Source organism: Luteolibacter sp. Populi (assembly GCF_040801775.1).
GTDB lineage: Bacteria > Verrucomicrobiota > Verrucomicrobiia > Verrucomicrobiales > Akkermansiaceae > Haloferula.
Map to the genome: position 1 here is coordinate 2,655,325 of NZ_CP161812.1, position 25,477 is coordinate 2,680,801.

General features: G+C 63.4%; 26 protein-coding genes. 9 read left to right on the plus strand and 17 right to left on the minus strand.

What is annotated here, in order from left to right:
* The first annotated feature begins 5 nt into the window (after positions 1-5).
* Complete coding sequence (gene ppk1, locus ABWK72_RS10565; protein ID WP_367874754.1) at positions 6-2,099, plus strand: polyphosphate kinase 1; 2,094 nt, start codon at positions 6-8, stop codon at positions 2,097-2,099.
* Between the two features lie 377 nt (positions 2,100-2,476).
* Here the strand turns inward: ppk1 and ABWK72_RS10570 are convergent, their stop codons facing one another.
* From ABWK72_RS10570 to ABWK72_RS10580, 3 genes are read right to left on the minus strand one after another with little or no spacing between them, the layout of a single operon-like run.
* Positions 2,477-2,830 (minus strand): hypothetical protein, encoded by a 354-nt coding sequence (locus ABWK72_RS10570; RefSeq protein WP_367874755.1) that lies wholly within the window; start codon positions 2,828-2,830, stop codon positions 2,477-2,479.
* Positions 2,831-2,834: 4 nt separating this feature from the next.
* On the minus strand, positions 2,835-3,995 hold the full coding sequence (locus ABWK72_RS10575) for a bifunctional UDP-sugar hydrolase/5'-nucleotidase (RefSeq protein ID WP_367874756.1): 1,161 nt from the start codon (positions 3,993-3,995) through the stop codon (positions 2,835-2,837).
* 54 nt (positions 3,996-4,049) lie between these two features.
* Positions 4,050-5,171 (minus strand): metal-dependent hydrolase, encoded by a 1,122-nt coding sequence (locus ABWK72_RS10580; protein WP_367874757.1) that lies wholly within the window; start codon positions 5,169-5,171, stop codon positions 4,050-4,052.
* Between the two features lie 149 nt (positions 5,172-5,320).
* Here ABWK72_RS10580 and rpmI point away from each other — a divergent pair, with 149 nt between their 5' ends.
* From rpmI to ABWK72_RS10600, 4 genes are all read left to right on the plus strand, one after another.
* Positions 5,321-5,530 carry a 50S ribosomal protein L35 gene (gene rpmI / locus ABWK72_RS10585; RefSeq protein WP_367874758.1) on the plus strand — a complete coding sequence of 70 codons (210 nt, stop codon included), beginning with the start codon at positions 5,321-5,323 and terminating at the stop codon, positions 5,528-5,530.
* 137 nt (positions 5,531-5,667) lie between these two features.
* Positions 5,668-6,048 (plus strand): 50S ribosomal protein L20, encoded by a 381-nt coding sequence (gene rplT, locus ABWK72_RS10590; RefSeq protein WP_367874759.1) that lies wholly within the window; start codon positions 5,668-5,670, stop codon positions 6,046-6,048.
* Positions 6,049-6,260: 212 nt separating this feature from the next.
* Positions 6,261-7,733, plus strand: coding sequence for an MBOAT family protein (locus ABWK72_RS10595; RefSeq protein ID WP_367874760.1), 1,473 nt, complete (start codon positions 6,261-6,263; stop codon positions 7,731-7,733).
* 6 nt (positions 7,734-7,739) lie between these two features.
* Positions 7,740-8,582, plus strand: coding sequence for a hypothetical protein (locus ABWK72_RS10600; protein ID WP_367874761.1), 843 nt, complete (start codon positions 7,740-7,742; stop codon positions 8,580-8,582).
* Positions 8,583-8,696: 114 nt separating this feature from the next.
* Here ABWK72_RS10600 and purU read toward each other — a convergent pair whose 3' ends face one another.
* The 8 genes from purU to ABWK72_RS10640 form a co-directional block, all read right to left on the minus strand.
* On the minus strand, positions 8,697-9,557 hold the full coding sequence (gene purU / locus ABWK72_RS10605; protein ID WP_367874762.1) for a formyltetrahydrofolate deformylase: 861 nt from the start codon (positions 9,555-9,557) through the stop codon (positions 8,697-8,699).
* A gap of 123 nt (positions 9,558-9,680) precedes the next feature.
* A complete protein-coding gene (locus tag ABWK72_RS10610; RefSeq protein ID WP_367874763.1) occupies positions 9,681-10,613 on the minus strand; it encodes a ferritin-like domain-containing protein in 933 nt (310 codons plus the stop codon).
* Positions 10,614-10,805: 192 nt separating this feature from the next.
* On the minus strand, positions 10,806-11,813 hold the full coding sequence (locus ABWK72_RS10615) for a cysteine synthase A (RefSeq protein ID WP_367874764.1): 1,008 nt from the start codon (positions 11,811-11,813) through the stop codon (positions 10,806-10,808).
* An 18-nt stretch (positions 11,814-11,831) separates the two neighbouring features.
* On the minus strand, positions 11,832-12,815 hold the full coding sequence (gene epsC, locus ABWK72_RS10620) for a serine O-acetyltransferase EpsC (RefSeq protein ID WP_367874765.1): 984 nt from the start codon (positions 12,813-12,815) through the stop codon (positions 11,832-11,834).
* Positions 12,812-13,348: a rhodanese-like domain-containing protein gene (locus ABWK72_RS10625; RefSeq protein ID WP_367874766.1), complete on the minus strand. Its 537-nt coding sequence runs from the start codon at positions 13,346-13,348 to the stop codon at positions 12,812-12,814. Before ABWK72_RS10625 ends, epsC begins: the two co-directional genes overlap by 4 nt.
* 16 nt (positions 13,349-13,364) lie before the next feature.
* Positions 13,365-13,835 carry an HAD family hydrolase gene (locus ABWK72_RS10630; RefSeq protein ID WP_367874767.1) on the minus strand — a complete coding sequence of 157 codons (471 nt, stop codon included), beginning with the start codon at positions 13,833-13,835 and terminating at the stop codon, positions 13,365-13,367.
* 17 nt (positions 13,836-13,852) lie between these two features.
* Complete coding sequence (locus ABWK72_RS10635; RefSeq protein WP_367874768.1) at positions 13,853-15,613, minus strand: SufS family cysteine desulfurase; 1,761 nt, start codon at positions 15,611-15,613, stop codon at positions 13,853-13,855.
* The gene (locus ABWK72_RS10640) at positions 15,594-16,535 is read right to left on the minus strand and encodes a family 2A encapsulin nanocompartment shell protein (protein WP_367874769.1); all 942 of its coding nucleotides are present in this window, start codon (positions 16,533-16,535) and stop codon (positions 15,594-15,596) included. The genes ABWK72_RS10635 and ABWK72_RS10640 overlap by 20 nt, the downstream gene beginning before the upstream one ends.
* A 383-nt stretch (positions 16,536-16,918) precedes the next feature.
* Between ABWK72_RS10640 and pheS the strand changes: the two genes are divergently transcribed.
* The 4 genes from pheS to ABWK72_RS10660 all read left to right on the plus strand — a co-directional run bounded on the left by pheS (position 16,919) and on the right by ABWK72_RS10660 (position 21,319).
* On the plus strand, positions 16,919-17,935 hold the full coding sequence (gene pheS / locus ABWK72_RS10645) for a phenylalanine--tRNA ligase subunit alpha (RefSeq protein ID WP_367874770.1): 1,017 nt from the start codon (positions 16,919-16,921) through the stop codon (positions 17,933-17,935).
* A gap of 45 nt (positions 17,936-17,980) precedes the next feature.
* Positions 17,981-20,359, plus strand: a complete 2,379-nt coding sequence (gene pheT, locus ABWK72_RS10650) for a phenylalanine--tRNA ligase subunit beta (RefSeq protein WP_367874771.1) — start codon at positions 17,981-17,983, stop codon at positions 20,357-20,359.
* A gap of 99 nt (positions 20,360-20,458) precedes the next feature.
* Positions 20,459-20,866, plus strand: a complete 408-nt coding sequence (locus tag ABWK72_RS10655) for an antitoxin Xre/MbcA/ParS toxin-binding domain-containing protein (protein ID WP_367874772.1) — start codon at positions 20,459-20,461, stop codon at positions 20,864-20,866.
* A gap of 3 nt (positions 20,867-20,869) precedes the next feature.
* On the plus strand, positions 20,870-21,319 hold the full coding sequence (locus tag ABWK72_RS10660; RefSeq protein WP_367874773.1) for an RES family NAD+ phosphorylase: 450 nt from the start codon (positions 20,870-20,872) through the stop codon (positions 21,317-21,319).
* 76 nt (positions 21,320-21,395) lie between these two features.
* On the opposite strand, the gene ABWK72_RS10665 is transcribed toward ABWK72_RS10660, so the two are convergent.
* From ABWK72_RS10665 to ABWK72_RS10690, 6 genes are all read right to left on the minus strand, one after another.
* Positions 21,396-21,632 carry a hypothetical protein gene (locus ABWK72_RS10665; RefSeq protein ID WP_367874774.1) on the minus strand — a complete coding sequence of 79 codons (237 nt, stop codon included), beginning with the start codon at positions 21,630-21,632 and terminating at the stop codon, positions 21,396-21,398.
* 76 nt (positions 21,633-21,708) lie between these two features.
* Positions 21,709-21,972, minus strand: coding sequence for a 30S ribosomal protein S20 (gene rpsT / locus ABWK72_RS10670; RefSeq protein WP_367874775.1), 264 nt, complete (start codon positions 21,970-21,972; stop codon positions 21,709-21,711).
* Positions 21,973-22,077: 105 nt separating this feature from the next.
* A complete protein-coding gene (locus ABWK72_RS10675; protein ID WP_367874776.1) occupies positions 22,078-22,623 on the minus strand; it encodes a L,D-transpeptidase family protein in 546 nt (181 codons plus the stop codon).
* Positions 22,624-22,734: 111 nt separating this feature from the next.
* A complete protein-coding gene (locus ABWK72_RS10680) occupies positions 22,735-24,243 on the minus strand; it encodes a cellulose synthase family protein (RefSeq protein WP_367874777.1) in 1,509 nt (502 codons plus the stop codon).
* A 264-nt stretch (positions 24,244-24,507) separates the two neighbouring features.
* Complete coding sequence (locus ABWK72_RS10685; protein ID WP_367874778.1) at positions 24,508-24,909, minus strand: DUF4357 domain-containing protein; 402 nt, start codon at positions 24,907-24,909, stop codon at positions 24,508-24,510.
* The gene (locus ABWK72_RS10690; protein ID WP_367874779.1) at positions 24,906-25,409 is read right to left on the minus strand and encodes a GIY-YIG nuclease family protein; all 504 of its coding nucleotides are present in this window, start codon (positions 25,407-25,409) and stop codon (positions 24,906-24,908) included. The genes ABWK72_RS10685 and ABWK72_RS10690 overlap by 4 nt, the downstream gene beginning before the upstream one ends.
* Positions 25,410-25,477 lie beyond the last annotated feature (68 nt).

Sequence of the window (25,477 nt, forward strand, 5' to 3'; positions counted from 1 at the left end):
CTCAAATGCCCGTCCCTTTCATCAACCGCGAGCTCTCCTGGCTGGAGTTCAACCAGCGCGTGCTGAACGAAGCCTTGCGGGACGACCTACCCTTGCTCGAACGGCTGAAATTCCTGGCGATCACCGCCTCGAATCTGGACGAATTCTTCCAGGTCCGCATCGGCAGCCTGATGCTGCTCTCGCGCGGCGGGCGCAAGGCCGCCGACCCGTCCGGCATGACGCCAAACCAACAGCTCACCGCCATCCGCAAGCGGGTGCACGAGATGGTCGAGGCCCAGTATGCCCTCTTCACGGACGGTCTGCTGCCGGCGCTCAATTCCGCCGGCATCCGCTTCCTCAGCCCGCAGGCCCTGACCCCCGCGCAGGCCGATCAGGTGGCCACCGCCTTCCACGATGCCATTTCCCCGCTCCTCACTCCACTGGCGGTCGGTCCGGATGAGAGCCCGCCGGCCGTGCCTGCCCTGCAATTGATCGTGGCATGCCGGGTCGCCGATGCCGAAAGCGGGGCGGTCCGCCACGTCCTGATTCCGATTCCGGAGGGCCTCCCCCGCCGCGTGCCGGTAAGTGACGTGGGCGAAAGCGCCGCCTTCGTGCTGATCGAGGAAGTGGTCGCCCACCACTCCGGCGAACTTTTCCCCGGCGAGGATGTCCTGGCCACCACCTGCTTCCGGGTCACCCGCAATGGCGACATCGCGGTGCAGGAGGAGGATGCGAATGACCTGGCCGGCGAGATGGAGGAAGTCCTCGCCGCCCGCAAGCTCTCCGACACGGTGCGCCTCGAACTCCCCGCCAGCCTGCCGCGCGATTTGCTGAAGGTGATCCAGGAAGTCTGCCGCGCCACCACCGGCGAGATCCTGCGGATCAACGGTCCGCTCGCCCTCGCGGGTTTCATGGATCTCGCCTTCCTGCCGGGTGCGGAAGCCCTGCGCGATGAGGACTGGACGCCGCAGCCATCGCCCGACCTGACCCCGGGTGAACCGATCTTCGATGCCATCGGCCGGCGCGACCTGCTACTACACCACCCGTACGAAAGCTTCGAGCCGGTGATGCGCCTGATCGAGGAAGCCGCGGACGACCCGCAGGTAGTCTCCATCAAGCAGGTCCTCTACCGCACCGCCCGCCAGTCCCGGATCATCGATGCCCTGATCCGCGCCGCGGAGAATGGCAAGACCGTGACCGTGCTGGTGGAGTTGAAAGCCCGCTTCGACGAGGCCCGCAACCTGCTCCGCGCGGAGGAACTCCAGCGCGCCGGTGCCCAGATCGTCTACGGCGTGAAGGGCCTCAAGACCCACGCGAAGATCTGTCTGGTCGTGCGCCGCGAGGACGGCCGACTGCGCCGCTACGTCCACCTCGGCACGGGCAACTACAACGAAAGCACCGCCCGGCTCTACACCGATATCTCGCTGCTGAGCTGCCGCCCCGAATACGGCGCGGACGCCTCGCTTTTCTTCAATGCGGTCACCGGCCGCTCGAAGCTGCTGCGATTCCAACGCCTAGTCCCCGCGCCGACCGCGATGAAGCCGCGCCTGCTCGATCTCATCGCCTCCGAGGCCGAGCGCGCGCGCCAGGGAGAGCCCGCCAAGATCATCGCGAAGGTCAATTCCCTGCAAGACCCGGAGATCATCGCCGCCCTCTACAAGGCCTCCGAGGCCGGCGTGGAGATCAACCTCAATGTCCGCGGGATCTGCTGCCTCAAGACCGGCGACGCGAAGTACTCCAAGCACATCCGGGTCGTCTCGATCATCGACCGCTTCCTGGAGCACGCGCGCATCTTCTACTTCCACCAGGGCGGCGACCCCGGGATCTTCATCGCCTCCGCCGACTGGATGGGCCGCAATCTCGACCGCCGCGTGGAGTTGATGATCCCGGTCGAAGACAGCCGCGCCCGCCGCCGCCTGCTGCGCATCCTCGAGTCCTACTTCCAGGACAACGTGCAGGCGTCCAAGATCCTGCCCGACGGGTCCTCCGAGAAGCTCAAGCCCGGCAAGGGCGAGAAGAAGTTCCGCGCCCAGGAGCACTTCTATAAGGAAGCCCGCCGCGTCGCCAAAGCCCGCGAGCACGAGCGCGCGATGACCTTCGAGCCACACGTGCCGAAGTAGGATTATAAAAGGCTCTCCCACCAGGTTTGCTGACGAATCGCAAGAACGCCCCTCTTGTCGAACGATGCCCCCCCTTTTGCGGCGCAGCCGCTTTGGAGTGCGGCGGGCATCGCCGCTTTCCTGCGCGGCGTGCCCGAGAACGCCGTCACGAATCCATCCCTTCGTTTCCCCCTTTGCAATCCCGTCAACCGTCCGTCACCTTCAGGAAAATCCGCAGCTCAAACCGGATGGCAAGGGGCGGCGTAGAGGCGAATTCAATGCGGCGAGCTCCAATCTACACCGCACGAAAGCGGCGATGCCCGCCGCACTCCAAAGCGGCTGCGCCGCCCTCTTGAGCAGACGTATCGTGATCCACCAGCAAACCTGACGGAGAGCCCTCAAATCTTCCCCTTATCCAGCAAGTAGTCCATCAGCGCCTGCCGGGTCGAAACCTGCATCTCCTCCCGCTTGCTCTCCGGCCTCGCCAGGATCTCGCTGAGGCGCATCAGGTCCTGCCCGCCGGACTGGCCGTCGTAGGTGTTGAAGGCGATCTTGAAGCGCCGCGCCGGATCCACCGGCTCGCCCTTGTAGAGGAACTTTTTCGTCTCCCCCGCATTGCCCAGCTCGACCTCGAAGGGCCATAGCGTGCGCTTGCCGCGGTCTTCCGCCACGATGGTGGTCAGCTCGCTCACGCCGAGTTCCGCGACCACCAGGCCGTTCTCGTAGGGCAGCAGTTCCCAGCAATCTTCCACCGTCTTATCGCCCGCCGGGATCGGCTTCTTGCCGAAGGTGCCGTGAAAGAACTCCGTCCACCGTCGTCCCGCTCTTCAGCAGAGCCGCGGCGAAGGCCTCGCAAAACAAGGTGGCCACCGCTGCCGCGGGGACCTCGTTGATGAAGGTGCAGACCTTCCGCTTCATCTGCTGGTCCGCCTTCGCCAGTTCCGGCTTGGCGATCTCCATCACCACCGGATCCAGGTCGAAGCGCGAATCCATCAGCACCGTGAAGGCACGGCGGTCGATCAGCTTGCGGCTCTCCTTGTCAAAAGTCAGGTCCACCCGCCCGCAGTGGATGCCGTAGTAACTCGCCTGCGTGCACAGCACCCGGCCGGACATCCACGAGGGCTGGTCCTGGTGCGTGTGCCCGGCGAGGAGGACATCCACGCCCTCCACTTCCTGGAACATCTTCTTCAGCGGGTTCGCGAAGTCATCGCCCTGGAAGCGGAAGCCGAGGTGACCCATCACCACGATCGCGTCCGCCTTCTCCGCCTTCATCTCATCGATACTGCGGCGCAGCGATTCCACCGGATCGAGCACTTCCACGCCACCCAGGGTCGCGGAACTCAGCCAGTACGGCAGGCCCGGCGTGATGATCCCCACCAGGCCGACCCGGAATCCGCCGACTTCCTTGATCACCCAGGGCTTCACCTTTTCCCACACGCCCGTGGCCTCGCCGGAGCGTCGGCCGTCGATCCGCAGGTTGCCGGAAACGATGCCGCTTTTCGAGGCTTCCAGCACACCCTCAATGGTCCCGCGGCCCCAGTCGAAATCGTGATTACCCAGCGCCCAGGCGTCGTAGCCGAGCTTGTTGAAAAGCTCGATCATCACCTTCCCGCCCGTATTCAGGCCCACCGGCGTGCCCTGGTAGACATCGCCGATGTCCACCAGCAGCGAATCGGGGAACTCCTTCTTCCAGCGGCGGATCTGCGTCACGCAGCGCGCCATCCCGCCCAAGTCGCCCACGCCGTCGTAATTCGCCGTCGGCACGATGTGGCCGTGGAGGTCGGTGGTGTGGAAGATCGAGATCGTCTTCGCCCGGCGCTCCGCCGCGGCATCGACCCCGAGCGTCGCGCCTAGCCACGCACCGCCCGCAGCCAGGAAGCGACGCCGTGAAAGCGGCGCGAAAGAGTCGTCCTTCATTTCGCACGAAGGGGCCACGAAACGCCCCGCGCTTCAATCTCCAATCCCCGCCCTTCAGCGCTGCCCGGTGAGATACTCCTGCAAAACCCCCGGATTCCCGATCAGCCGCGGCATCATGTTCCCATCGGAAGCCGCATCCAGCGCCTCCGCCTCGCCACAGGCCCTGCGGAACATCCGGCTCAGCATCTCGCCTCCGCCCCGGGAGTCCGGCCGCTTCATGTGCAACCTGTCCCGGGGAGCCTCCGCCTCGAAGGTCCATGCGAAGGACGGCCGCAGCGCCACCCCCCGCTCATCCCAAGTCCGGCCCTCCCCGAAGCGCAGATCCGCCAGCCAGGCTCCGCCCGGAGCCTCGCGGGCGATCCACCAGCCCTTCGAGAACTCCTTGACCGTCTTCACCTCGCGCTCCTCGGCATACCTTTCCATCGCCGCCTCGCCCTTCGGCACGATCACCCAGCGCACCGGCAGCCCTGCGGGGTCGAAAACCGAGCGGTAGCCAATCCAGATTTCCCCCTGCCGCTCCACCAGCGCCCGCCACAACACGATATTGAAGGCGCTCGGTGCCTCCATCCGCCGCTGCCAGGTCACCCCGCGCCGCGCCAGATCCGCCTCCACCGCCCGGCTGACCGAGTGCTTCGCCCAGAAACTCAGCCCCACGTAGAGCGTGCTGATTCCCAGGCACCACCAGGCCGAGCGCAGCCCCTTGCCCTTCTTCCAGTCCTTCGGCTTCACGAAAAGCCCGATGATCACCGCCACCAGAAGCGGGATCGTGAAGATCGGATCGATGATGAACAGGTTGTCGAAGGACACCGGGTAGCCCGAAAAGGGATCGAAAACCCGCGTCCCGTAGACCGTGAAGACATCGATCAGCACGTGGGTGCTCCACGCCAGGAAGACGAAGAGCGCCGCCCGCTGCGGCGTCACCTTGTCCTTCTTCCAGCGCCGGGCCAGCGGCTTGGCCAGCAGCCAGGAGATCAGCACCATGAAGAGGATCGAGTGGGAAATCCCGCGGTGCCAGCGCAGTTCCCGCGCCGTATCCAGCAGCGGTACCAGGATCACGTCCAGATCCGGCAGGGTTCCGAAAAGCGCCCCCCAGGTGATCGCCCGCCGCCCGATCTGACGCCCGAGCACCAGTTCCCCCATCACCGCCCCTAGCGCCGCCTGCGTGATCGAATCCACGGCGGGAGGAAAGGGGCGATGCCCCGCCTTTGAAATCTCAAATCTCAGATTTCAAATTTCAGATCCCCTCCACCGGATTTCCAAAATTCGCCCGAAAACAGCCGCTTTTGCCTTGCCAAGCCGGACCCTACCCCTAGTTTCGCCGCCCCATGCCACGCGTCTCAGGAAAAGCAAAGACTCGAAAGGCTGTTGCCAAGCGTTTCAAGGTGACAGGAACCGGTAAGGTTCTGCGCCGGAAACAAGGCGCACGGCACTTGCTCCAATGCAAGAGCCGCAAGCGCAAACGGAATCTCACCCATTCCGCCCTTGTCTCCGCTGCCGACATCAAGAACGTGAAGGAAAACCTTCCGTTCCATTAAGCTGAAGCAACAAACCGCGCCCCCGTCCGCGCCTCGGACGGCCTCCATCTCAGCCTGACCCGCAAGGGTACCACCGGACAAGCGAGACTGAGGGAGGTAATTAAGAACCAACGGCCTGTCCGACCCAGAAACAGAAAATGCCACGCGCCACTAACAGCCCGGCCTCACGTGCCCGCCGCAAGCGGGTACTGCTCCGTGCCAAAGGCTTCCGCGGATTCCGCTCGAAGCTCTTCCGTTACGCCAAGGACGCCGTCCGCAAGGCGATGACCTATGAATACCGCGACCGCAAGAAGCGGAAGGGGCAGTTCCGCCGCCTGTGGATCCAGCGCATCAGCGCTGCGACCCGCAACGAGGGCCTGACCTACTCCCGCTTCATTGAAGGTCTTGTCGCCGCCGGCATCGAAGCCGACCGCAAGATCCTCGCCGACCTGGCGGTCAAGGACGCAGCCGCGTTCTCCGCCATCGTCGCCCAGGCCAAGGCTGCCCTCGACAAGAAGTCGAAGGCCGTCGCCGCCTGAGTTTAGCGAAAGCGAACGATACAATTCGAGAAGCCGCCCGGCCCTGTGCCTGGCGGCTTTTTCGTGCCCGGAAGCTCCCCCCGCGCAGCCGCATTCCGATTGATGATTGGAAGATTGATGATTGGTGATTTCCCCCCTTTCCCCCGCGAACGCGTAGTCTCATCGCTATTGCCGCCGGGCCCCCTTCCGGGTTTTGATGGCCTGCCCCCCGCATGCTCTTCAATTCCCTCCCCTTCCTGGTACTGCTGGCAGTCACGCTGCCGCTGTACTACCTCCCGCTTCCCGGGAAGTGGTCGAAGGTTTGGCAGGTCCTGCTGCTGCTGGCGGCGAGCGCCCTTTTCTATGCCTGGGAGGAGCCGCGGCTGCTGATCCTGCTGGGCTTCTCCTGCGTGATGAATGCCGTGCTCGTCGAGCGCATCATCTATCACCAGCGGGTCGAATCCGGTAAAGCGAAGCCCTGGATGGTCGGCGGCGTGATCGCGAATCTCGCGCTGCTCGCCTTCTTCAAATACGCCGGGATCCTGCTCGGCATCCTGCCGCACGGCTTGATCCCGCAGGAGGCGGTGGCCTGGGTGCGCTCGATCCCCCTGCCGATCGGCATCTCCTTCTACACCTTCCACGCCCTCAGCCTGCTGATCGATGTCCACCGCCGCCATGTCAGCGGGGAGACGCGGGCTCGGCTTGGCCATCAGGGCGCAAGACGCGCCTCCTCCTTCGCGGACCTCTCGCTCTACATCATCTTCTTCCCCCAGCTCGTCGCCGGCCCGATCGTCAAGGCCCGCAATTTCATCGACCAGATCCGCGAGAAGATCTGGACGGACATCGATTGGGTCCAGGTGCGCCGCTACCTTGTCGCCGGCTACTTCCTGAAAATCTTCGTCGCCGATAACCTCGCTGAGCAGACCGCGATGCTGACCATCGGCCCGAAGGCGCTGGCCGAGAGCGATCCCGTGAACCTGATGGCGCTGCTCTACGGCTACGGCTTCCAGATCTTCGCGGACTTCGCCGGCTACTCGCTGATCGCCATCGGGCTCGGCATCATGTTCGGCTACCGCCTGCCGGAGAACTTCGACTTCCCCTACCTCTCGCGCAGCATCACCGAATTCTGGCGGCGCTGGCACCTCTCGCTCTCCGCCTGGCTGCGCGACTACCTCTACATCCCGCTCGGCGGCAATCGGAAGGGCTCCGGCCGGACCTACCTGAATCTCTTCCTTGTGATGTTCCTGGGCGGCCTCTGGCACGGCGCGGAGTGGAAGTTCGCCCTCTGGGGCACTCTTCACGGCGTCTTCCTCGCCATCGAGCGCTTCCTGACCCGCCGCCGTGGCAAGATCGAGGATGCGCCGGTCTCCGCCTTCCACAGCATCGCCGGTTGGATCTACACCTTCCACGCCGTCACCCTGCTCTGGCTCACTTTCCTGATGCCGGACATGGCCAGCATCCGCGCCTTCTTCACGGGCCTCGCCAGCGGCAAGTTCAGCATGCCCGGCCAGCCGCTCTTCTCGCTCGCCGTCTATGGCGGCCCGGTCATCGCCTACCACCTCTGGGGCTGGCTGAAGGAACACCGCCCGGGCATGTCGGGCCGGCTGACCCATCCCCTGTTAGAGGCAACGGTGCATGCCGCGATGGTCTTCCTGGTCATCACCAATCCCGGTGCCCCCCGCGGCTTCATCTACTTCCAATTCTAACCGGTCATGCGAATCTACCCCATCGCATTCCTCGCCGCGCTCGCCGCCTGCTTCGGCGCGCAGACCTTGGCGCTGCGCCTCGTCGGCGGCCGGACGGTGAAGAGCGAATCCAACTACTTCTCCTCGATCGCGCGCATCCAGAATGGCAACGTCGGCGAGCCCCGCATCATTCTGTTAGGCTCGTCCATGACCGGTCGCCTCGCCGACCGTGCCGCCCCCGTCCCCGGCGTGACCAATCTCGGCTGCGATGGTGGCAGCGCGGTCATCACCCTGCGTGCGATCGATCGCGGCGAACTCCGCGCCGCCCCCGTCATCATCGTGGAAGCGAACACGCTGGCCTACGAGCTTGAACACCGCGGCAAGGACATCGCCGAGTCCATCGGTTCGGATTGGTTCAAGCTCGGCTGCAACGTGCCGAACCTCAGCGCCACCGCCCGCCCGACGGCTTTCGCCTACTCGAAGCTCCTCGCCCGCCACAGCGCACCGGTGGAAGGCGGCCTGCCAATCACCACCCGCCCGCGCCGCCTCGAACCGGCACCGGTCCCCGAACTTGCTCCCGATGCCTCGGCACTCGCCAATGAGATCACCGGCATCTTCCACCGCTTGGAAAAGCGCGGCAGCAAGATCCTGCTCGTGATGCTTCCTCCCGGCGCGAAGGAAGGCCTGATGCCCGGCACCGTGCTCGGAGATCTCCCCGTGGCCCTCGCCTCCCGCTCCGGCGTCCTATGGTGGGACCTCAACGAAGGCCTGCCCGAGGACGCCCTGGGTTACACCGACGGCCTGCACCTCGACGCCGAAAGCGCCGGGAAGGTGATGGCGCAGATTATGAAGGGCGTGGAGGCAAAGTAGCACGGCTCTCCGAGCCGCGGATGCTAGCGCTTTCCCCTACCTTTCCGATCGGAAGCAAGCTCTCCCTTTGCCGCGGATCGCACGGTCGCGGCTTGGAGAGCCGCGCTACTTTCCTCAATCCGGAAACACGATCGCCCTATGCCCGTCGATGATCGTCCGGTCATGCACGTGATAGCGGATCCCCTTCGCCAGCGCGATCCGCTCGCAATTCCTGCCCAATCTCACCAAGTCCTGGGGCGCGTGGAAGTGCTGCACCCGCTCGACCTCCTGCTCGATGATCGGCCCCGCATCCAGATCCGCCGTGACGTAGTGACAGGTCGCGCCGATCAACTTCACCCCGCGCTCGTAAGCCTGCCGATACGGATTCGCCCCGATGAAGGCCGGCAAAAAGCTGTGGTGGATATTGATCAACCTTCCCGCGAAATCCCGGCAGAAGTCATCCGGAATGATCTGCATGAAGCGGGCGAGAACCGCCAGTTCAACGTCCTCCTCCGCCAGGATCTTCCGGATCTTCGCGAAGCCCGCTTGCTTGTCATCCCCATCCATCTCCACCAGGTGAAACGGAATCCCTGCCCGCTCCGCGATCGGCCGGCAGGTATCCCGGTTGCCGATGATGGAAGTGATCTCCACCGGCATCTCGCCGATCTCCGCGCGCCATAGCACTTCGTTCAGGCAGTGGTCGGTCTTTGTCACCAGCACCGCCGTGCGCATCTTGTAGGGCAGGCGGCGGAAGTGCCACTGCGCCTTCATCGAACGCCCCAGTGTGCCGAAGCCCTCGATGAAATCCTCCGGATCGACATCCAGCTCCCCGCTCTCGATCTCCAGCCGCGCGAAGAAACGCAGCGAAAGCTTGTCCGTGAACTGCGCGAACTCGATCAGGTTCCCCCGATGCCCGGCCACGTAGCTCGCGATCTTCGCCACGATCCCGGGCTGATCAGGGCAACTGAGCTTGAGAATCAATCCGGGACGGGCCATGCGGAGCGGATTCAGACGGCCCGGAAGCCGGATGGCAAGGCAGCGCCGCGCCCTAACGGTCGAAGGCAGATGAAAAAGGCCCGTATTCCGCTTTCCGGAATACGGGCCGAAAAGTTCCCGAACTCAGCGAATCTCCCCGTTCAAGCCATCCGGGAAGAACAGCCCCTTCTTCGCATTCACACCGCCATAGACGATGTTCAGCACCTGCCGCGGCGTCCGGCTGAAGGCCACCGAGTTTCCATCCGTGGGCACCAGATTGGGTGCCCCGTTCAGCGTGATTCCCTGGTCCAGCTTGGGCGCGTTGGCAGGCTGCCCGTCCAGCGAAGCGCGGATGTCTGAGATCTTGTTCACCAGATCCTTCACCGACTGTGGCTGCATGTTCAGCAAGAGACGGACGGTTCCGGCATGGTAAGCCTCGACGCCTAAAATCCCCGCAGCCGCTTCCAAGAAACCCTTGTTGGTGATCTTGTTGGCAGAGCCCTTATAAGCGGTGACTCCCACGTCCTCGAAGACGAAGGCGCCGAGCAGGAAGTTTACTTCGTTCGCGAAGGGATCGAAGGACGGCAGACCGAGTAGGGTGCCCAGCGTGTTGAAGCTATTGAGCAGGTCGATCTTCGGGCGGGCCACGAAGTCATACTTCGAGCTGTCGATGGCTTCCCGCAGGAAGCGGACGTGATTGGCTTCGTCGATCGCGATTTCGTTCGCATACTGCGCGATGGCGGGCGTTGCGAAGTTCACCTTCGGGTTCGGCTTCACGATCGTCTGGCCTTCGGTATCCCGGCCATCGGTGCCGATGCCCGCGGCTTCCAAGCCGAGGCCGGTGGTGGCGTAGAGGTAATACTCGGCTTCGAGGTATTCGAGGTTCAGCGCGAAATTCAGCACCGAGGCATCCACACGCCGGTCCTTGTTGTAAGGCGCGGGCTTCGGATCTGCGGATGCACTCTGCGTTGCCAAAGCTGCAGCCCCGGCACCGAGGCCAAGGCTCATGAGAAACTTGCGACGACCGGCGACAGTGTCTTGGGAGGCGGGGGTATTCGAATCGGATGTAGTATTCATGGTTTTTATCTGGAAGGGACAGCCGCACCGTTACCGCGGCTCCCTCCATTGCCCAATTCGAGCGGTCACCAATTCCGGATGCCCCCATTCCGAAAAGCTACCCTCCCGACCCTGGGTCAGGAGATTGCAGGCCAAAGCCAGAACATCGCCGGATCAAGGTGTTCCAGCTCCCCGAAACAACCTTACCGTCCCTCAAACTTTCAGCGCCGATTCCACCGGCAACCCCGGCTCCAGCCCGTTCTCCAGCAGCCACTCCGGATTGAAAATCTTCGACTGATACTTCGCCCCGGAATCGCACAGAATCGTCGCGATTGTCAGGCCGGGGCCGTGCTCCAGCGCATACCGCACCGCCCCTGCCACGTTGATCCCGCTGGAAAGTCCCACGAAGATCCCCTCTTCATGTAAGAGCTGATAGATGACCGAAAGCGCCACCTGATCCCCGATCCGATAAGCCTTGTCCACCGTGATTCCTTCGAGGTTCTTCGTCACCCGCCCTTGGCCAATGCCCTCGGCGAACGAATCCCCATCGTCATCGTCGAGGTTTCCATTCGTGAACCACGACCACATTGCGGCCCCGTAGGGATCGGCACACACGGCAGCCACCTTCGGATTCCGCTCCTTCAAATACTGCGAGGTTCCGGCCAGCGTGCCACCGGTGCCGACCGACGCGACGAAGGCATCCACGCTCCCGCCGGTCTGCTCCCAGATCTCCGGGCCGGTCGTATCGTAGTGCGCCTTGCGATTGGCCGTGTTGTCGAATTGGTTCGCCCAAAACCAGCCCCGCTCCTCTGCCAGCCCGCGGGCGATGTGATTGTAATTTCCCGGATCGCTATATGGCTTCGCAGGCACCGGCATCACCTCCGCACCGAGCGTCCTGAGCTGCTGGAATTTCTCCGGCGATTGCGTGTCAGGGATCACGATCACCGTCTTGTAGCCGCGCGCATGCCCCACCACCGTCAGCCCGATGCCGGTGTTCCCCGCCGTGCCTTCGACAATCGTATCACCCGGTTTCAGCAAGCCGCGCCGCTCCGCGTCGGTGATGATGCCATGCGCCGCCCGATCCTTCACCGACCCGCCGGGATTCATGAACTCAGCCTTGCCCAGGATTTCGCAGCCGGTGAGCTCGGAGAGTCTCTTGAGGCGAACCAAGGGCGTCTTGCCGACGTGAAAATCAAGACCGTGATAAGGGGGACGGCTCATGGAAGATAGAGTGAGATGTCAAATCGACCAGAGCAAGTCCGCCTGATCGCGGCCGTTGTTTTTCCGGACCGGCTTGGTCTTGATGCTGAGGTTCTTTTCCTCGTAGATCACCAGCGAATTCGGCGGGACGCTGTTCATCAGGAAGACGTTCGCACCGATGGTGGAGTTCTCGCCGATCACGGTATCGCCGCCCAGGATCGTCGAGTTCGGATAGATCGTGACGTTGTCGCCGAGGTCCGGGTGACGCTTCAGGCCCTTCACCACATTGCCATCCTCGTCCTTGATGAAGGTCCGCGTGCCCAGTGTCACCCCGTGGTAGATCTTGCAGTGATTGCCGATGTAGCAGGTCTCCCCGATCACCACGCCGGTGCCGTGGTCGATGAAGAAGTGCGAGCCGATGCTTGCTCCCGGATGGATGTCGATGCCGGTGCGCGAGTGCGCCCACTCCGTCATCATCCGCGGGATGATCGGCGCGCCGGCACGATAGAGACGGTGGGCCAAGCGCTGGATCGCGATCGCCTCGATGAAGGGATACGAGAGGATCACTTCCTCCCGGCTGCGCGCCGAGGGGTCGTTGGCATAGGCCGCCTCGATGTCGGTCCGCAGCACCTCGCGCACGATGTGCAGCGCGCGGCAGAACTTCTGCATGATCGGCGGCGTCCTGCCGGTGGGCGTGTTCGGATCACCGATCCGCACGCTCTTGCGCACCTGGTCTTCCAGCCGCGAGATCACGTCCCACAGACGCCGCGCGGTCAGCTCTTCCAGCGTGCCATTCGCCACCACATCGCTATCCAGGAAGCCCGGGAAGAGCAGTTTCAATAGATCCTCGCAGATCTTGCCGACGATCTGCTTCGAGGGCAGGTTGAGGGCATCGGCATTGTTCCAGCCGCCGAAGCGTTCGTAGGAGGCGATCAGCTTCGGCACATATTCGCCGTAGGGGATCTCGAACGGAGGAACGCTGGTCTTGTCGAACTTGGAAACGGATAGAGGCGTCTCGCTCATGATCGGGCGCGCTGGTTCCACGGAGCCTTGGCGATGAGCAAGCCCATCCCGCACCAGCCGGAAATGCCCGCAAACACCAAGCCCGCGCCGACGAATGCGGCCAAGCCGAAAAAGTAGCGGTGGACAAACCAACCGAGCAGCACGCCGATCAGCACCAGACTCCCCGCGCCAATGCGCACCTGGCGCTCCAGCGGGATCACCTTGGACTCGCCGCGCATGACCGGCAGGCTTGCGGCGACCCAGGCCTGGGTGCCGCCGGTCACCACGACGGCATTCTCATATCCCGCTGCAGCGAATTGATCCGCCGCCTTTTGGGCACGCACTCCCGATTGGCAGAGGATATAGACCGGCGAATTTCCGGGAAGCTCGCCGTTGTCGACCAAGCGTTTCGGCGCAAGCTCCCCTAGCGGCAGATTGCGGGCCTGCGGAACGTGGACTTCATCGAACTCCAGCGGAGTCCGCACGTCGATGATCGCCAGCGAAGGATTCTCATCCAGCAGGCGCTTCAAGTCGGAAGGTGAAATGGTGCTCATGGCAGAGTGTGTGGCTTCAAGATCGGAGGGTGGCGAGCAAGCGCCGAGGGAATCTCAGGAGATCGAAGGCATCGAGAATGTTTGGCGTCACGACATCGGCCCTTTGAATCGCGGCGAAGGCGACGCCCTCCATCTGAATCACCGCGATCCCCAGCGCCGCGGCTTCCAGCATCAAGCGATCGTTGCGGCCGTTGCCGATCGCGACCACCCGCTCCGCCCCGAGCTCGCGGACGAATTCCAGCTTCGTCTCCGCTTGGGCCTCGGACGGGATGATGTGCAGCTTCACCGGTGCCTTCGCCAGTTGTGACTCCGCCTGCTGGTGGGAATCGGCGGTGATCACGTGCAGGGTGAACTCGTCCGCAAGGCAGCGCAGCTTTTCCAGCACGCCAAGTTCAAGGCTGCCATCGAGAGCAAGGGTGCCGTTGTAGTCCATGACGATGTGCTCAAGCCTGAGCAGGTCGAATCCGGGAATATCAATTTCAAGCATCGTTCCTGCGGTCGGGTTCAGCGGCGCGCGATCTGGTGCAGGGCGGCGATCAATGCATCCACATCGGCGCGATTGTTGTAGAACGCAAGCGATGGTCGCACGGTGCCTTCCACTCCGAAGTGGCGCACCGCCGGCATCGCGCAGTGGTGGCCGGCGCGGACCGCGATCCCTTGCTGGTCCAGATACCTGGCGATCCGGTCGTTCGGAATGCCGGGAATCACGAAGCCGAACACGCTCGCCTTTTGACCCGCCGTCCCGATCGGCCGGACCCCGTGGACCGAGCGCAAGGCTTCTTCCGCATACTCCAGCAGCGAATGCTCATACGCCGCCAGCGCCGGAATCCCCAGGCCCATCATGTAATCGATCGCCGCCCCGAGCCCGACCACCCCGGCGATGTCCGGCGTGCCCGCTTCGAATTTCTCCGGTGGCGCATTGAAGACCGTTCTCTCGAAAGTCACATCCTTGATCATGTGGCCTCCGCCCTGCCACGGCGGCATCGCTTCTAACAGGGGGAGCTTCCCATAGAGAGCCCCGATGCCCGTCGGCGCGAAGACCTTGTGCCCGGAGAAGACGAAGAAGTCCGCATCCATCGCCTGCACGTTGATCGGCAGGTGGGGCGTCGATTGCGCACCATCCACCAGCACCGGAATGCCGCGGGCATGCGCCATCGCGATGATCTCTTCCACCGGATTGACCGTTCCGAGCGCGTTCGAGACCTGGGTCACGGATACGATCTTGGTCCGGTCTGTTAGAAGCTTCGGCAGTTCCTCGATCAGCAGTTCGCCGCGGTCGTTGATCGGGATCACCCGCAAGGTCGCTCCCACCTGCCCGGCAAGGATCTGCCAAGGAACGATGTTCGCGTGGTGCTCGAGCTGGCTCAGCAGGATCTCGTCACCCTGCCCGATGTTCTCGCGGCCCCAGCTCTGCGCGACCAGATTGATCGCCTCGGTGGTGCCGCGGACGAAGACGATCTCCTTCGCGTCCCCCGCGCCCAGAAACTGCCGCACCTTCTCGCGCCCGCCCTCGAAAAGTTCGGTCGAGCGTGCCGCCAACGTGTGGGCCGCGCGATGGATGTTCGAGTTGTCCCGCGAGTAGAAGCGTGAGGTCGCATCGATCACCGACTGCGGCTTGTGGGTGGTCGCCGCGTTGTCCAGCCAGATCAGGGTCTTGCCATTGACGTGCTGCTGCAGCGCCGGGAAGTCCTTGCGCACGCCATCGACATTGAACCCAGGCAGCGCCTCGAAGGGCGATGGCTGTGTCCCAAATGAATGATAGGCATTCGTAGCCGGGAGATCCTTGAGGAAATAAAACTGCGGCTCCGGCGAAACCCCGGGCAAACTCGCCGCCGGTGTCTCGACCCGCGGTCCGAGCCCCTGCGTGTAGAAGGACGGCTCGCCGAACTCGTGAGTCCGGGTGTCCCCCGGACGGTGCGCTCCGCTCGGCGGCTGCCCGTTCTTCGGAGCCGGCTCCGGTTCCGCGGCCACCACCGTCGGGTGCACCGGCGGTGACGAAGCAGCCGAGGCATTCGGGAAGCCGCCGGACAAAGCGATGTCCCGCCCGCCACCCGGGCTGGCCGGAGATTCCACCGGATTTCCCGGAAGCTCCGTAGGCGCACCCGCAACGGTCCGCGGTACCGATACCGGGGCCGACGGCACATTCGCCTCTCCCGCCGCCCCGGAGAACAACTCCTTGGCCAAGCGTGAGATCAACGCGGTTTCCATCGACTCCGCGCCGCTGCCGAAGGACGGCATCGTCGGCTCAAGCCTTGGGATAGACATACTCGTGGTAGTTGCCGATCGACACGCCGTCCAAGCTCGCCAAGGCATCCTCGCCCAGCTTCGCGAGCGAGAAGTAGCGCGTCACCAGGTGAGAGGCGATCGAGTGCTCGTTGGTGCCCATGTAGCGCACCGAGAGACCCGGCTCGATCTCTCCGGCCACCCCGGCCTTCTGCAGGCCGACCACCCCGCGCTGGCCCTCGCCCACCCGCAGCAGCAGGATGCTCGTGGTCCCGTCCTTGATCGGCAGCTTGTCGCTCGGGATCAGCGGAATCCCGCGCCAGGTGATGAAAGGAGAACCGAAGAGCGTCACGGTCGGCGGTGGCACGCCGCGTCGCGTGGCCTCGCGGCCGAAGGCGGCGATCGCCTTCGGATGCGTCAGGAAAAACGCCGGCTTCTTCCACACCAGCGAGATCAATTCGTCCAGGTCATCAGGAGTCGGCGGACCGGTCCGGGTCCGGATCCGCTGCGTCTCGGCCACTGCATTCAGCAGGCCGAATTTCCGGTGGTTCACCAGTTCATGCTCTTCGCGTTCCTTGACCGCTTCCACCGTCAGGCGGACTTGTTCGCGCAGCTGGTCGATCGCGTTGCTATAGAGATCGGTGATCCGCGTGTGGGTCTGCAGCACCGTCTGGATGGTACTCAGATGATACTCGCGCGGATCCTCCTCGTAGTCGATGTAGTCTCGCGGCAGCTCCGGCTCGCCATCGTCCACAGTCAAAAGATCGACGGTGATCCCGTCGGGCTTCTGCTTCACGCGGTTGACGCGATAGACGCCGCCATCGACATCCACCCACGGCAGCAGCAGGTGCAGCCAGCGTGGCGTGATTTCATCCCACTGCGGCGGGGTGACGGTGGCGGTGGCCAGATTGCGGGCGGATTCGGCGCTAACACTGAGGCGCGCGGGAACATCGGGATCGCTCATGATGAGTGGGGAGAAAGTTTGTGGAACCTTGGAAAACGGCGCACCGCGACACGATCGCGGCAACATGACGGCGGTTCTCCGGAGAAAGGTCGAATCGCGTTCTAGCGAGCTGAGCCATCCCAAGTGGGGTCGGCGCTTGCCCATGCCTCCAAAAGATTGGTCGGCGGACTCTCTCCATCGCTGCGGGTATCCGTGTGGACTCGCCGTATGCTTGCGGTGGGAAGCGTTCGCAAACTGATCCCCAAGGAATCCGCTGTCAACGCAAAGACAAGACGGGCCTCCCTTCGCTTGTTCCTTTGAACGCATTGGCAAATTTCCACGGCAGCTCACAAGCCTTTGACTCCCCCGCCCCGAACGGCTAATCCCTGCGCCCCGCTTTTCCCATGAAGGATCAGATCGAAGCCATTCAAGCCGAGGCATTGGCCAGCATTGCAGCCGCCACCGACACCCGCTCGCTGGAGGATGCCCGCGTCGCCGTGCTCGGAAAAAAGGGCACGCTCACCGAGGTCTCCGCCGGCATGCGCGACGTGCCGAAGGAGGACAAGGCCGCCATCGGCGCGCTGCTCAATACCGCCCGCAGCGCGATCACCGCCGCGCTGGAGGAAAAGCAGCAGGGCCTCCAAGACACCGCCGACCGCAAGGCCTTGGAGGGCATCGACCTCACCCTCCCCGCCCGCGCGCTCCACCACGGCTCACTGCACCCGCTGACGATCATCCGCCATCAGGCCATCTCGATCCTGCGCCGCATGGGCTTTGCCCTTGCCGAAGGCCCGGAGATCGAGGACGAGTTCCACTGCTTCGATGCCCTGAACACGCCCGCCGATCACCCGGCGCGCAACGAGAAGGACACCTTCTACTTCGACTCCGGCAAGCTGCTGCGCACCCACACCTCCACGGTCCAGGTCCGCACCATGGAAACGCAGGCACCGCCGGTCCGGATCATCGCCCCGGGCTCGGCTTACCGCCGCGACGAAATCGATGCCACCCATCTCTCGGTCTTCAACCAGCTCGAAGGCCTCTACGTGGACACGGATGTCTCGCTCGGCGACCTCAAGGGCACCTTGGAATACTTCCTTCGCGAGCTCTTCGGCTCCGCTACCGAGGTCCGCTTCCGCCCGCACTTCTTCCCCTTCACCGAGCCCAGCTTCGAGATCGACGTGAAGCTCCACGCCAAGGGCCAGGCCCCGCGCTGGGTGGAGGTCGCCGGCTGCGGGATGGTCGATCCCGCCGTCTTCGAGCAGATCAATGCCTCGCGCAAGGACAGCACCTACGATCCTGAGAAGGTCACCGGCTTCGCCTTCGGCATGGGCCTCGATCGCCTCGCGATGATCCGCTGGGGGCTCAAGGACATTCGCCTGCTAATCGAGAACGACGCCCGCTTCCTCAAGCAGTTCGCTTGAAGAGGAACCACGGCATACACGGAATACACGGAAGGATTTTTGGCTATGAACGTTTCGTTGAATTGGCTTGCGACGCATGTGGATCTCAAAGGCAAAACGCCTGAAGAGTTGGACCGCCTGCTGACCTTCGCAGGTGTCGAGGTTGAAGGCATCGAGGTAAAGGGGATCGCTTCGCCGCTGATCGTGGTCGCGCAGATCATGGAAGCGGTGCAGCACCCGAATGCCGACAAGCTTAAGGTGACCCAAGTCGATGCGGGCGAAGGCTCGCTTCGCCAAATTGTTTGCGGCGCGCAGAACTACAAGGTCGGCGACAAGGTTCCTTGCGCCTTGCCCGGAGCCGCCTTGCCCGGTGGCTTCACCATCGGCGAGGCGAAGATGCGCGGCGTGGAATCGAAAGGCATGCTCTGCTCCGCCAGCGAGATCGGCCTGACGGATCTGGTCGATGGCCTGATGATCCTCCCGGCCGACTCCCCCATCGGCAAGCCGGTGAAGGAACTCTTCGAAAGCGATGTCCTGTTAGAAGTCGAGGTCACGCCCAATCGTCCGGACCTTCTCAGCCACTACGGCATGGCCCGCGAGATGGCCACGCTGCTCGAAGTGCCGCTCGCCCCGCTCGAAATCCCGGCGCGCGATTCCTTCGTCCCCGATGGCGTGAAAATTGAAGACCCAGACGTCTGCCCGCTTTACACCGCGGTGCGCATTTCCGGCGTGAAGGTCGCGGACAGCCCGGCCTGGCTGGTGGACCGCCTGAAGTCGATCGGGCTGCGGCCGATCAACAACATCGTGGACATCACCAATTTCGTGCTCCACGAGATCGGTCAGCCGCTCCACGCCTTCGACGCCGCCAAGGTCTCCGGCTCGCTGGTCATCCGCACCGCGAAGGAGGCCGAGAAGTTCCTCGCCTTGGACGGCGCGACCTACACGCTTCAAGCCGATGATTGCGTGATCTCCGACGAAGCGGGCACTGCGCTCGCTCTCGGCGGCGTCATGGGCGGCGTGGACAGCGGGGTCACGGAAGCCACCACGGACATCCTACTGGAGTCGGCGTACTTCACCCCATCCTGCATCCGCCGCACCGCACGGCGCACCGCCCTTTCCTCCGATTCCTCCTACCGCTTCGAACGCGGGGTCGATCCCCAGGGAGTCGATGCCGGCTCCGCCCTCGCGGTGAAACTCATCCTTGAGATCGCCGGCGGCACCGCCACCGCCACCACCATGAAGGCCGGCCAAGCCCCGGTGCCTACCAAGCCGGTGACGCTCGATTTCGCGAAGCTCGATCAGCTCACCGGGTCCAGCATTCCCCATTCGGAAGCCGCCGTGATTCTGACCCGCCTCGGCCTCACCAGTGCCTCGGATGGCACCTGGCTGGTGCCGTCCTTCCGCGCGGACCTCCAACGCCACATCGACCTCGTGGAAGAGATCGTGCGGGTGAAGGGCCTCGATGCCGTGCCTTCGCGCTTCCGCGGCACCTTCGTCCCATCCAGCCCGGTGGACGCCGCCTACGACGCGGACATGCGCCTGCGCGAGCGCCTGGCTGGCCTCGGCTTCCACGAATGCCAGACGATCAAGTTGATCGCCGATGCCCAGGTGAGCGACGCGCTCCCCCTCAAGCCGCTCCTCCCGGGTGACACGATCCGGGTAAACCTGCCGCTGAGCGAGGACCACGCCGTCATGCGCCCGAGCCTGATCCCGGGCTTGGTCGCTTCCGCCGGTCGCAATGTCCGGCAGGGCACGAAAGCGCTGCGCCTTTTCGAGATCGGCCGCGTCTTCCGCAATGCCGGCGGCGGCAAGGCCAAGGATTTGGAAAGCGACTCCTTGGGCATCCTGCTCTCCGGCCCGGCCCTGCCAGCCGGCTGGGCGAATCCTGAGACCGCAGCCGATCTCTACGACTTGAAGGCCGTCATCGCCGCACTGGTCCCGACCGCGGCGCTGCAGCTTGTGCCTCGCAATCGCGAGGGCTTCGCGCTCGCTTGCGACATCCAGGCGGGCGGGCAGAATCTGGGCACTTTCGCGATGCTGCTCCCCTCGCGTCAGCGGGAGTTGGATGCAACCGGACCGGTCTTCGTGGCCGAACTCGACCTGCCGAAGCTCCGCAAGTTTGCCGCGGGCAGCGCGGAGATCGCGGATCTGCCGATGTTCCCGGGCTCGTCGCGCGATGTCGCGTTGGAGGCCCCCTCGGCTCTGGCAAACGCGGAGATCGAGCGCGTGCTCGCGAAGGTGAAGGATCCCCTCCTGACGGGTTTCGAGTGCTTCGACGTATTCCGCGATGCCGCCGGCGAGAAGCTGGCCGCGGACCGGAAGTCGATCGCCTACCGCCTCCATTACCGGGCCTCGGACCGGACCCTGAAGGCGGAAGAGATCGACACCGCCCACAAGGCGGTGGTGGCCGCAATCACTTCCGGGCTTTCCCTGATCCAACGCTAATTTTCCTTCTTGCTTTGTTTCATGTGGCACTTTATATAGTTTCACATGAATCGAAACTCTTTTATCGCACATTTGCGCGGGGAGCGGCCCTCCGCTTCCATGTCCTCCGTTCTTCGTGAGGAGCCCGCGGTGAAGGACAGCCCTGCGGATGTGGTAGCCATGATCCGGAGAGGCCTGCCCATGGAAGAATTCCATTCCTTGGCGGAATGGCTGGGCGTGACAGAAGAAGAACTCGCGCCGCTGCTCGGGATCTCCCGCGCCACCTTGCACCGGCGGAAGAAAACCGGGCGGCTTGAGATGCCGGAGAGTGAGCGCCTGATCCGCATCGGCCGCCTGCTCGGTCGCGCCACGGAGGTCTTCGAGCGGGAGCAGGCGGCTCGGGAGTGGCTGCGCACGCCGGCGCTGGCCTTCCGCGGGGAGAGCCCGCTGGCATACTCGGACACGGAGATTGGTGCCCGGGAAGTGGAGTATCTGCTTGGCCGCTTGGAGCACGGCGTCTTCTCTTGAGGGGTGCGCTGCTACCGCATCGTTAAGCCCGCCTACGCCTCCACCGCGCTCTCCGGTGAAGGCGCACGCCTCTACGGCGGGCGCTGGAATCCGCCAGGCCACCGCGCCGTCTACGCGGCCGGCAGCCGGGCGCTTGCGGTGTTGGAAATGCTGGTCCACATCACCCCCCAAGGCCGGGGCATTGAGTACCGCCTCTTGGAAGTCGAGGTTCCCGACGAACTGGTCGCCCCGCGCTTCAATCCTCCCCATGGCTGGGACGAGCATCCCGCAGGCACGCCCTCCCAGAATCACGGCCTCAATTGGCTAAAAGCCGCCCGCCACGTCGCACTCGCCCTCCCCTCGGTCGTGATCCCGGAGGAATCCAACTTCCTCCTCAATCCCCTCGCCCCCGGCTTCGAGCGCCTCAAGATCACCGGCGAATCCACCTTCCAGCTCGACCTCCGCTTGCGCTAATCAAGTCCGGGTCATTCCCCACCGCGCAGCGCCCTCCGATTGATGATTGGAAGATTGGTGATTGGTGATTCTGCCTTTAGCTAAGATCCACCGCCGTCACCGATGTCTGCTCGCGCGCGCCCAGCGCCTGCGCCTGCTGGATCACCCGCTCCGCCGAGCCATCGAAGCGGTAGCTATGGCAATTCGGGCAAAGCACCGCGCCCGCGCCGACGATCGAGTCGCAGCCCTCGCACACTTTGAAGCCTGCCGGATTCGCGGCAATCTTGGCGGCTTTCGCTTGGCGGGATTCGGGCTCTTGGGGCGCGGGATTCATGGGTCTCAACCAAAGGAAAAAGCGGCACCGGAAACCGGAGCCGCTTTAAAAATCCATCAACCGTCCGTCAAACGGTTCAGGCAATCGAAGCAAGCGCCTTGGCAGCCTTGCTCTTCAGGTTTGCGGCCTTGTTCTTGTGAATCAGGCCCTTCTTCGCGGCCTTGTCAACGGCGGACGAAAACTCGGACAGGGACTGGCCGGCAGCCGGCTTGTCGGCAGCAGCAACCGCGGCAAGGGTCTTCTTGCGCAGGGTCTTGATGACGGTCTTGCGGGCGCGGTTGCGCTCGGTGCGGGTCTTCGTCTGGCGGACGCGCTTCAGGGCGGACTTGTGATTGGCCATGGTAGGAAAACGGAAAACAGGGACGGTTGAAGCCGCGCGGGGTCGTGCGGGGGCGGCAATGTAGGGACACCGCCGCCCCTGTCAAGCTTGTCTGCGGGATGGAATTTACAATTGTGCCATGCCCGTGCCGATCGCCGGCGTCGGTGCAGGGCTGGACGAAGGATGTTCCTTGGCCCAGGTCTGGCCTTCCCAGGTTTCCAGCAGGGAACCGCGCATCACGCGCACTTCCGCACCTTCACCGATGCGGTCGTAGAGATCGACCACGTCCTTCATCCCCATCCGGATGCAGCCGTAGGATGCCGGGGTGCCCAGACGCCATTCCTCGGGAGTCCCGTGGATGTAGACGCAGCGCTTGAAGGTGTTCTCGTTCTGGGTCTCCTTGCCGTGCAGCCACATGATGCGGCCGACAATCGGGTCGCGACCGGGGGCGTTCGGCTTGATCACCTCACCCGTCGCACGGCGGCTCTTGAAGACCATTCCGGGAGGCGCACCGTCCCCGATCTTGCGGACGATCTCCATCTTGCCGAGCGGCGTGTAGTTGCTGCCGTTCTTGGAGCCGATGCCGAATTTCGAGGTCGAAACGACGTAGGATTTGACGGGCTTGCCGTCTCTTACCAGCAGGAGGCGCTGGTCGGTAACACTTACAACCATCTGGCTGCGAGTGTCTTTTGTCGTCCCGCAACTGTTCAGAGACAGGATTGCGGGCACGAACAATGAGGATGCGAGGGCGTAACGCAGGAGTCGCCTGATCATGGGGTGCTACTAGGATTCCGTGGTGTTGTCAGCAGTGGAGTCCGAGGGAACGCGACCGGAGGGCAGCAAGCGGGCCATCGACGAGAGAGATGTATAGAAGAATCCGACCGGGAAGGGAAGCAGAAGAATCGCCGAGAGCCAATTGTTCTTCATCGCGGCTTCCACCACCACGAACAGGAAGAAGAAGCCGAACATCAGCTCCACCACCGGCGTGAGCGTCTTCATCGCCTTGTAGCTGCTCTTCTTCCAATCCGCCTTGGCCATCTGGCCGACGCCGTATTTCGGGGTCCGGACGAAGCCGCTCTGGTGATTGAAGAGCGCCTCGATCACCGCCTTGGCGTTGTTGATCGACATCCCGATTCCCAGCGCCAGCAGCAGCGGCAGGTAGGGCAGCTCCTTCCACCACGCATCCGGGCGCAGGGCGCGCTGGGCGGTGATGTAGAAGACCACCACCGACACCGAAGCGAAGAAGAAGATCGGGATATTGATCACGTAGATCGTCCACGAGCCGAAATCCGGGGCCGCCTGCTGGTTCGGGTAGATCAGGAAGCACAGGCAGATCAGCAGCAGGTAGGCGAAATTCGAGGTCAGGTGCGCCGTCGCCTCCATCTTGACGTAAAGCGGCACCTTCGATTTCCAGATCGCCGGCAGGACCTTCTTGCAGACCTGAATCGAGCCCTTGGTCCAGCGGTGCTGCTGGCTCTTGAAGCCGTCCATGTCCACCGGCAGCTCGGCCGGGGTCTCGACTTCGTTCAGGAAAATGAAGCGCCAGCCCTTCAGCTGCGCGCGGTAGCTCAGGTCCATGTCCTCCGTGAGGGTGTCATGCTCCCAACCGCCGGCGTCGGCGATGCAGCTCTTCCGCCAGATCCCGGCGGTGCCGTTGAAGGTGAAGAAGCGACCGCTGCGGTTGCGGGCCGTTTGCTCGAGCTCCAGATGACCGTCCAGGAACATCGCCTGGATCCGGGTCAGCACGTTGAAGGTCCGGTTCAGGTGACCCCAGCGCGTCTGGATCATCCCGATCCCCTCGTCGGAGAAGTAGTGGACGGTCTTCAGCAGCACGTCCGGATTCGGCACGAAGTCCGCATCCAGGATGAAAAGCAGCTCGCCCTTGGCGAATTGCGTGCCGTGCTCCAGCGCACCCGCCTTGTAGCCGGTGCGGTCGTCGCGGTGAATCATCTCCGCGTCAAAGCCTTGGGCGCGAAGGCGTTCCACACCCTTGCGGCAGATCTCCGTGGTCTCGTCCGTCGAATCGTCCAGCACCTGGATCTGCAGCTTGTCCTGCGGGTAATCCAGCTTCGCCACCGAATCCAAGAGGCGGTCGACCACGTGCATCTCGTTGAAAACCGGCAGCTGGATCGTCACCAGCGGCAGGTCCGTGAAGATCTCCCTCGGCACCGGGTGCTTCCGCGAGTGCTTCAGATACAGGAAAACGATGCAAAGGCGGTGGAAGCCGAACCCCGCAAGTCCAATCAGGACAATGACGTAGGAGGCGTACCAGAGAGGCGAGGAAAGGTCCATGTGGCTCGGGGTAGGAAAAGGAAGAAGCCGCGCCGGGCGGCTACAGAATGGATTCCGGGCGGGCCAGAGGCCATCAGGTCCGATTTACAATGTCAAGCCGGGAAACCGGACTCCGGAAACCCGAACTTCAACATCGCCGAAGCGCCAACCCAGCGGCCTGCGATCCCTGCTCTTGGAGTCCCGCCGCCCGATTTCGTTCAATCCTTCGCCCTCAGCGCCATGAGCGCGAGTGATGGAGGGAACGGCTTCAAGACGCGGGATCTTTCAAACAGTTGTGCCGCCGTTCTCTGCCGCAGCTTCCGCGACTGCCTTTTTCCGCAGTTGGTCGATAACCACGCCGCTTTTGTTCTTCCACTCCATCCAACCGTTGGCGGTTCGCCCCAATACTACCATTGCAGCCCCGCTTGGTGATTTGAATTGATAGTCTTCCTTGAAAACAAGATGGCCTCCCTCTTCCACCAAAATCCCGTTGGCGACAAGGCGTTCCCGGCCGGTTGTGACAAAGCTCTCCTTGGCCGAATCGACGACCTTGAGCCGACAGTACGATGCTTCCCTGACGACGAATCCTTCGGTCGAGTAACTTCCGCGCGCATACGCTTCAGGACCGCTAAGATACCACTCCTCAGGCTGCGATTCCGTTGACCCTGGTGGCAACTTTTCGATCAAGGGACGAAATACCGGATGCCCAATGCTTCTAGGAGGATAGCACCGGTCTCGAAGATCTCGTCGAGGTCAGCACGCATCGCCTCCGTCACGAAGGGCTCGCTTCCCGCGTTTCCGTTCGAGAGGTTGTATCGCTTGGCGGCACTCGATGTCGCGATTCCCTTCCACTCCATCCACCGGATGTGGGCTTGGGTGAAGGAATGCGTCCGGGAGATCAGGAAGACCACCGTGTGCCAGAATTCCTTCTTGGCATCATGTACTTTCAGCCGGGCCACAAGATCCTCTGTCTGCCCAATGTAAGCTTCCGGCTTCGAATCTTCATCCGAACCTCCAAAAAGGAAGTACGTGGCGATGTGGCCGATCTCAACCCGCTTGAAGAGCGCTTCCAGTTCGGTCCGCGGGCAAGCAACGGCTTGAACAATCCGCGTTGTCAGTTCCGCAATTCTGATGCCGCTCGGAGAGCCTTGGGGCAAGAATATCTGGAGAGTTTTAGGGCTGCTCATTCTGCTTCAAATGTTTCGAGGGGTGCTCCCGCGACAGCGGGCATCCAATTCCCGTTCGGGCGAGAACT

Coding starts and splice junctions, on each gene's coding strand:
- ABWK72_RS10630 (WP_367874767.1), bottom strand. CDS start 13,835: ATGCTTGAAATTGATATTCCCGGATTCGACCTGCTCAGGCTTGAGCAC.
- rpsT (WP_367874775.1), bottom strand. CDS start 21,972: ATGGCCAATCACAAGTCCGCCCTGAAGCGCGTCCGCCAGACGAAGACC.
- ABWK72_RS10625 (WP_367874766.1), bottom strand. CDS start 13,348: ATGAGCACCATTTCACCTTCCGACTTGAAGCGCCTGCTGGATGAGAAT.
- ABWK72_RS10615 (WP_367874764.1), bottom strand. CDS start 11,813: ATGAGCCGTCCCCCTTATCACGGTCTTGATTTTCACGTCGGCAAGACG.
- ABWK72_RS10640 (WP_367874769.1), bottom strand. CDS start 16,535: ATGAGCGATCCCGATGTTCCCGCGCGCCTCAGTGTTAGCGCCGAATCC.
- pheS (WP_367874770.1), top strand. CDS start 16,919: ATGAAGGATCAGATCGAAGCCATTCAAGCCGAGGCATTGGCCAGCATT.
- ABWK72_RS10635 (WP_367874768.1), bottom strand. CDS start 15,613: ATGTCTATCCCAAGGCTTGAGCCGACGATGCCGTCCTTCGGCAGCGGC.
- rpmI (WP_367874758.1), top strand. CDS start 5,321: ATGCCACGCGTCTCAGGAAAAGCAAAGACTCGAAAGGCTGTTGCCAAG.
- rplT (WP_367874759.1), top strand. CDS start 5,668: ATGCCACGCGCCACTAACAGCCCGGCCTCACGTGCCCGCCGCAAGCGG.
- pheT (WP_367874771.1), top strand. CDS start 17,981: ATGAACGTTTCGTTGAATTGGCTTGCGACGCATGTGGATCTCAAAGGC.
- ABWK72_RS10680 (WP_367874777.1), bottom strand. CDS start 24,243: ATGGACCTTTCCTCGCCTCTCTGGTACGCCTCCTACGTCATTGTCCTG.
- ABWK72_RS10595 (WP_367874760.1), top strand. CDS start 6,261: ATGCTCTTCAATTCCCTCCCCTTCCTGGTACTGCTGGCAGTCACGCTG.
- ABWK72_RS10600 (WP_367874761.1), top strand. CDS start 7,740: ATGCGAATCTACCCCATCGCATTCCTCGCCGCGCTCGCCGCCTGCTTC.
- purU (WP_367874762.1), bottom strand. CDS start 9,557: ATGGCCCGTCCCGGATTGATTCTCAAGCTCAGTTGCCCTGATCAGCCC.
- epsC (WP_367874765.1), bottom strand. CDS start 12,815: ATGAGCGAGACGCCTCTATCCGTTTCCAAGTTCGACAAGACCAGCGTT.
- ABWK72_RS10610 (WP_367874763.1), bottom strand. CDS start 10,613: ATGAATACTACATCCGATTCGAATACCCCCGCCTCCCAAGACACTGTC.
- ABWK72_RS10675 (WP_367874776.1), bottom strand. CDS start 22,623: ATGGTTGTAAGTGTTACCGACCAGCGCCTCCTGCTGGTAAGAGACGGC.
- ABWK72_RS10655 (WP_367874772.1), top strand. CDS start 20,459: ATGTCCTCCGTTCTTCGTGAGGAGCCCGCGGTGAAGGACAGCCCTGCG.
- ABWK72_RS10665 (WP_367874774.1), bottom strand. CDS start 21,632: ATGAATCCCGCGCCCCAAGAGCCCGAATCCCGCCAAGCGAAAGCCGCC.
- ppk1 (WP_367874754.1), top strand. CDS start 6: ATGCCCGTCCCTTTCATCAACCGCGAGCTCTCCTGGCTGGAGTTCAAC.
- ABWK72_RS10690 (WP_367874779.1), bottom strand. CDS start 25,409: ATGAGCAGCCCTAAAACTCTCCAGATATTCTTGCCCCAAGGCTCTCCG.
- ABWK72_RS10575 (WP_367874756.1), bottom strand. CDS start 3,995: ATGAAGGACGACTCTTTCGCGCCGCTTTCACGGCGTCGCTTCCTGGCT.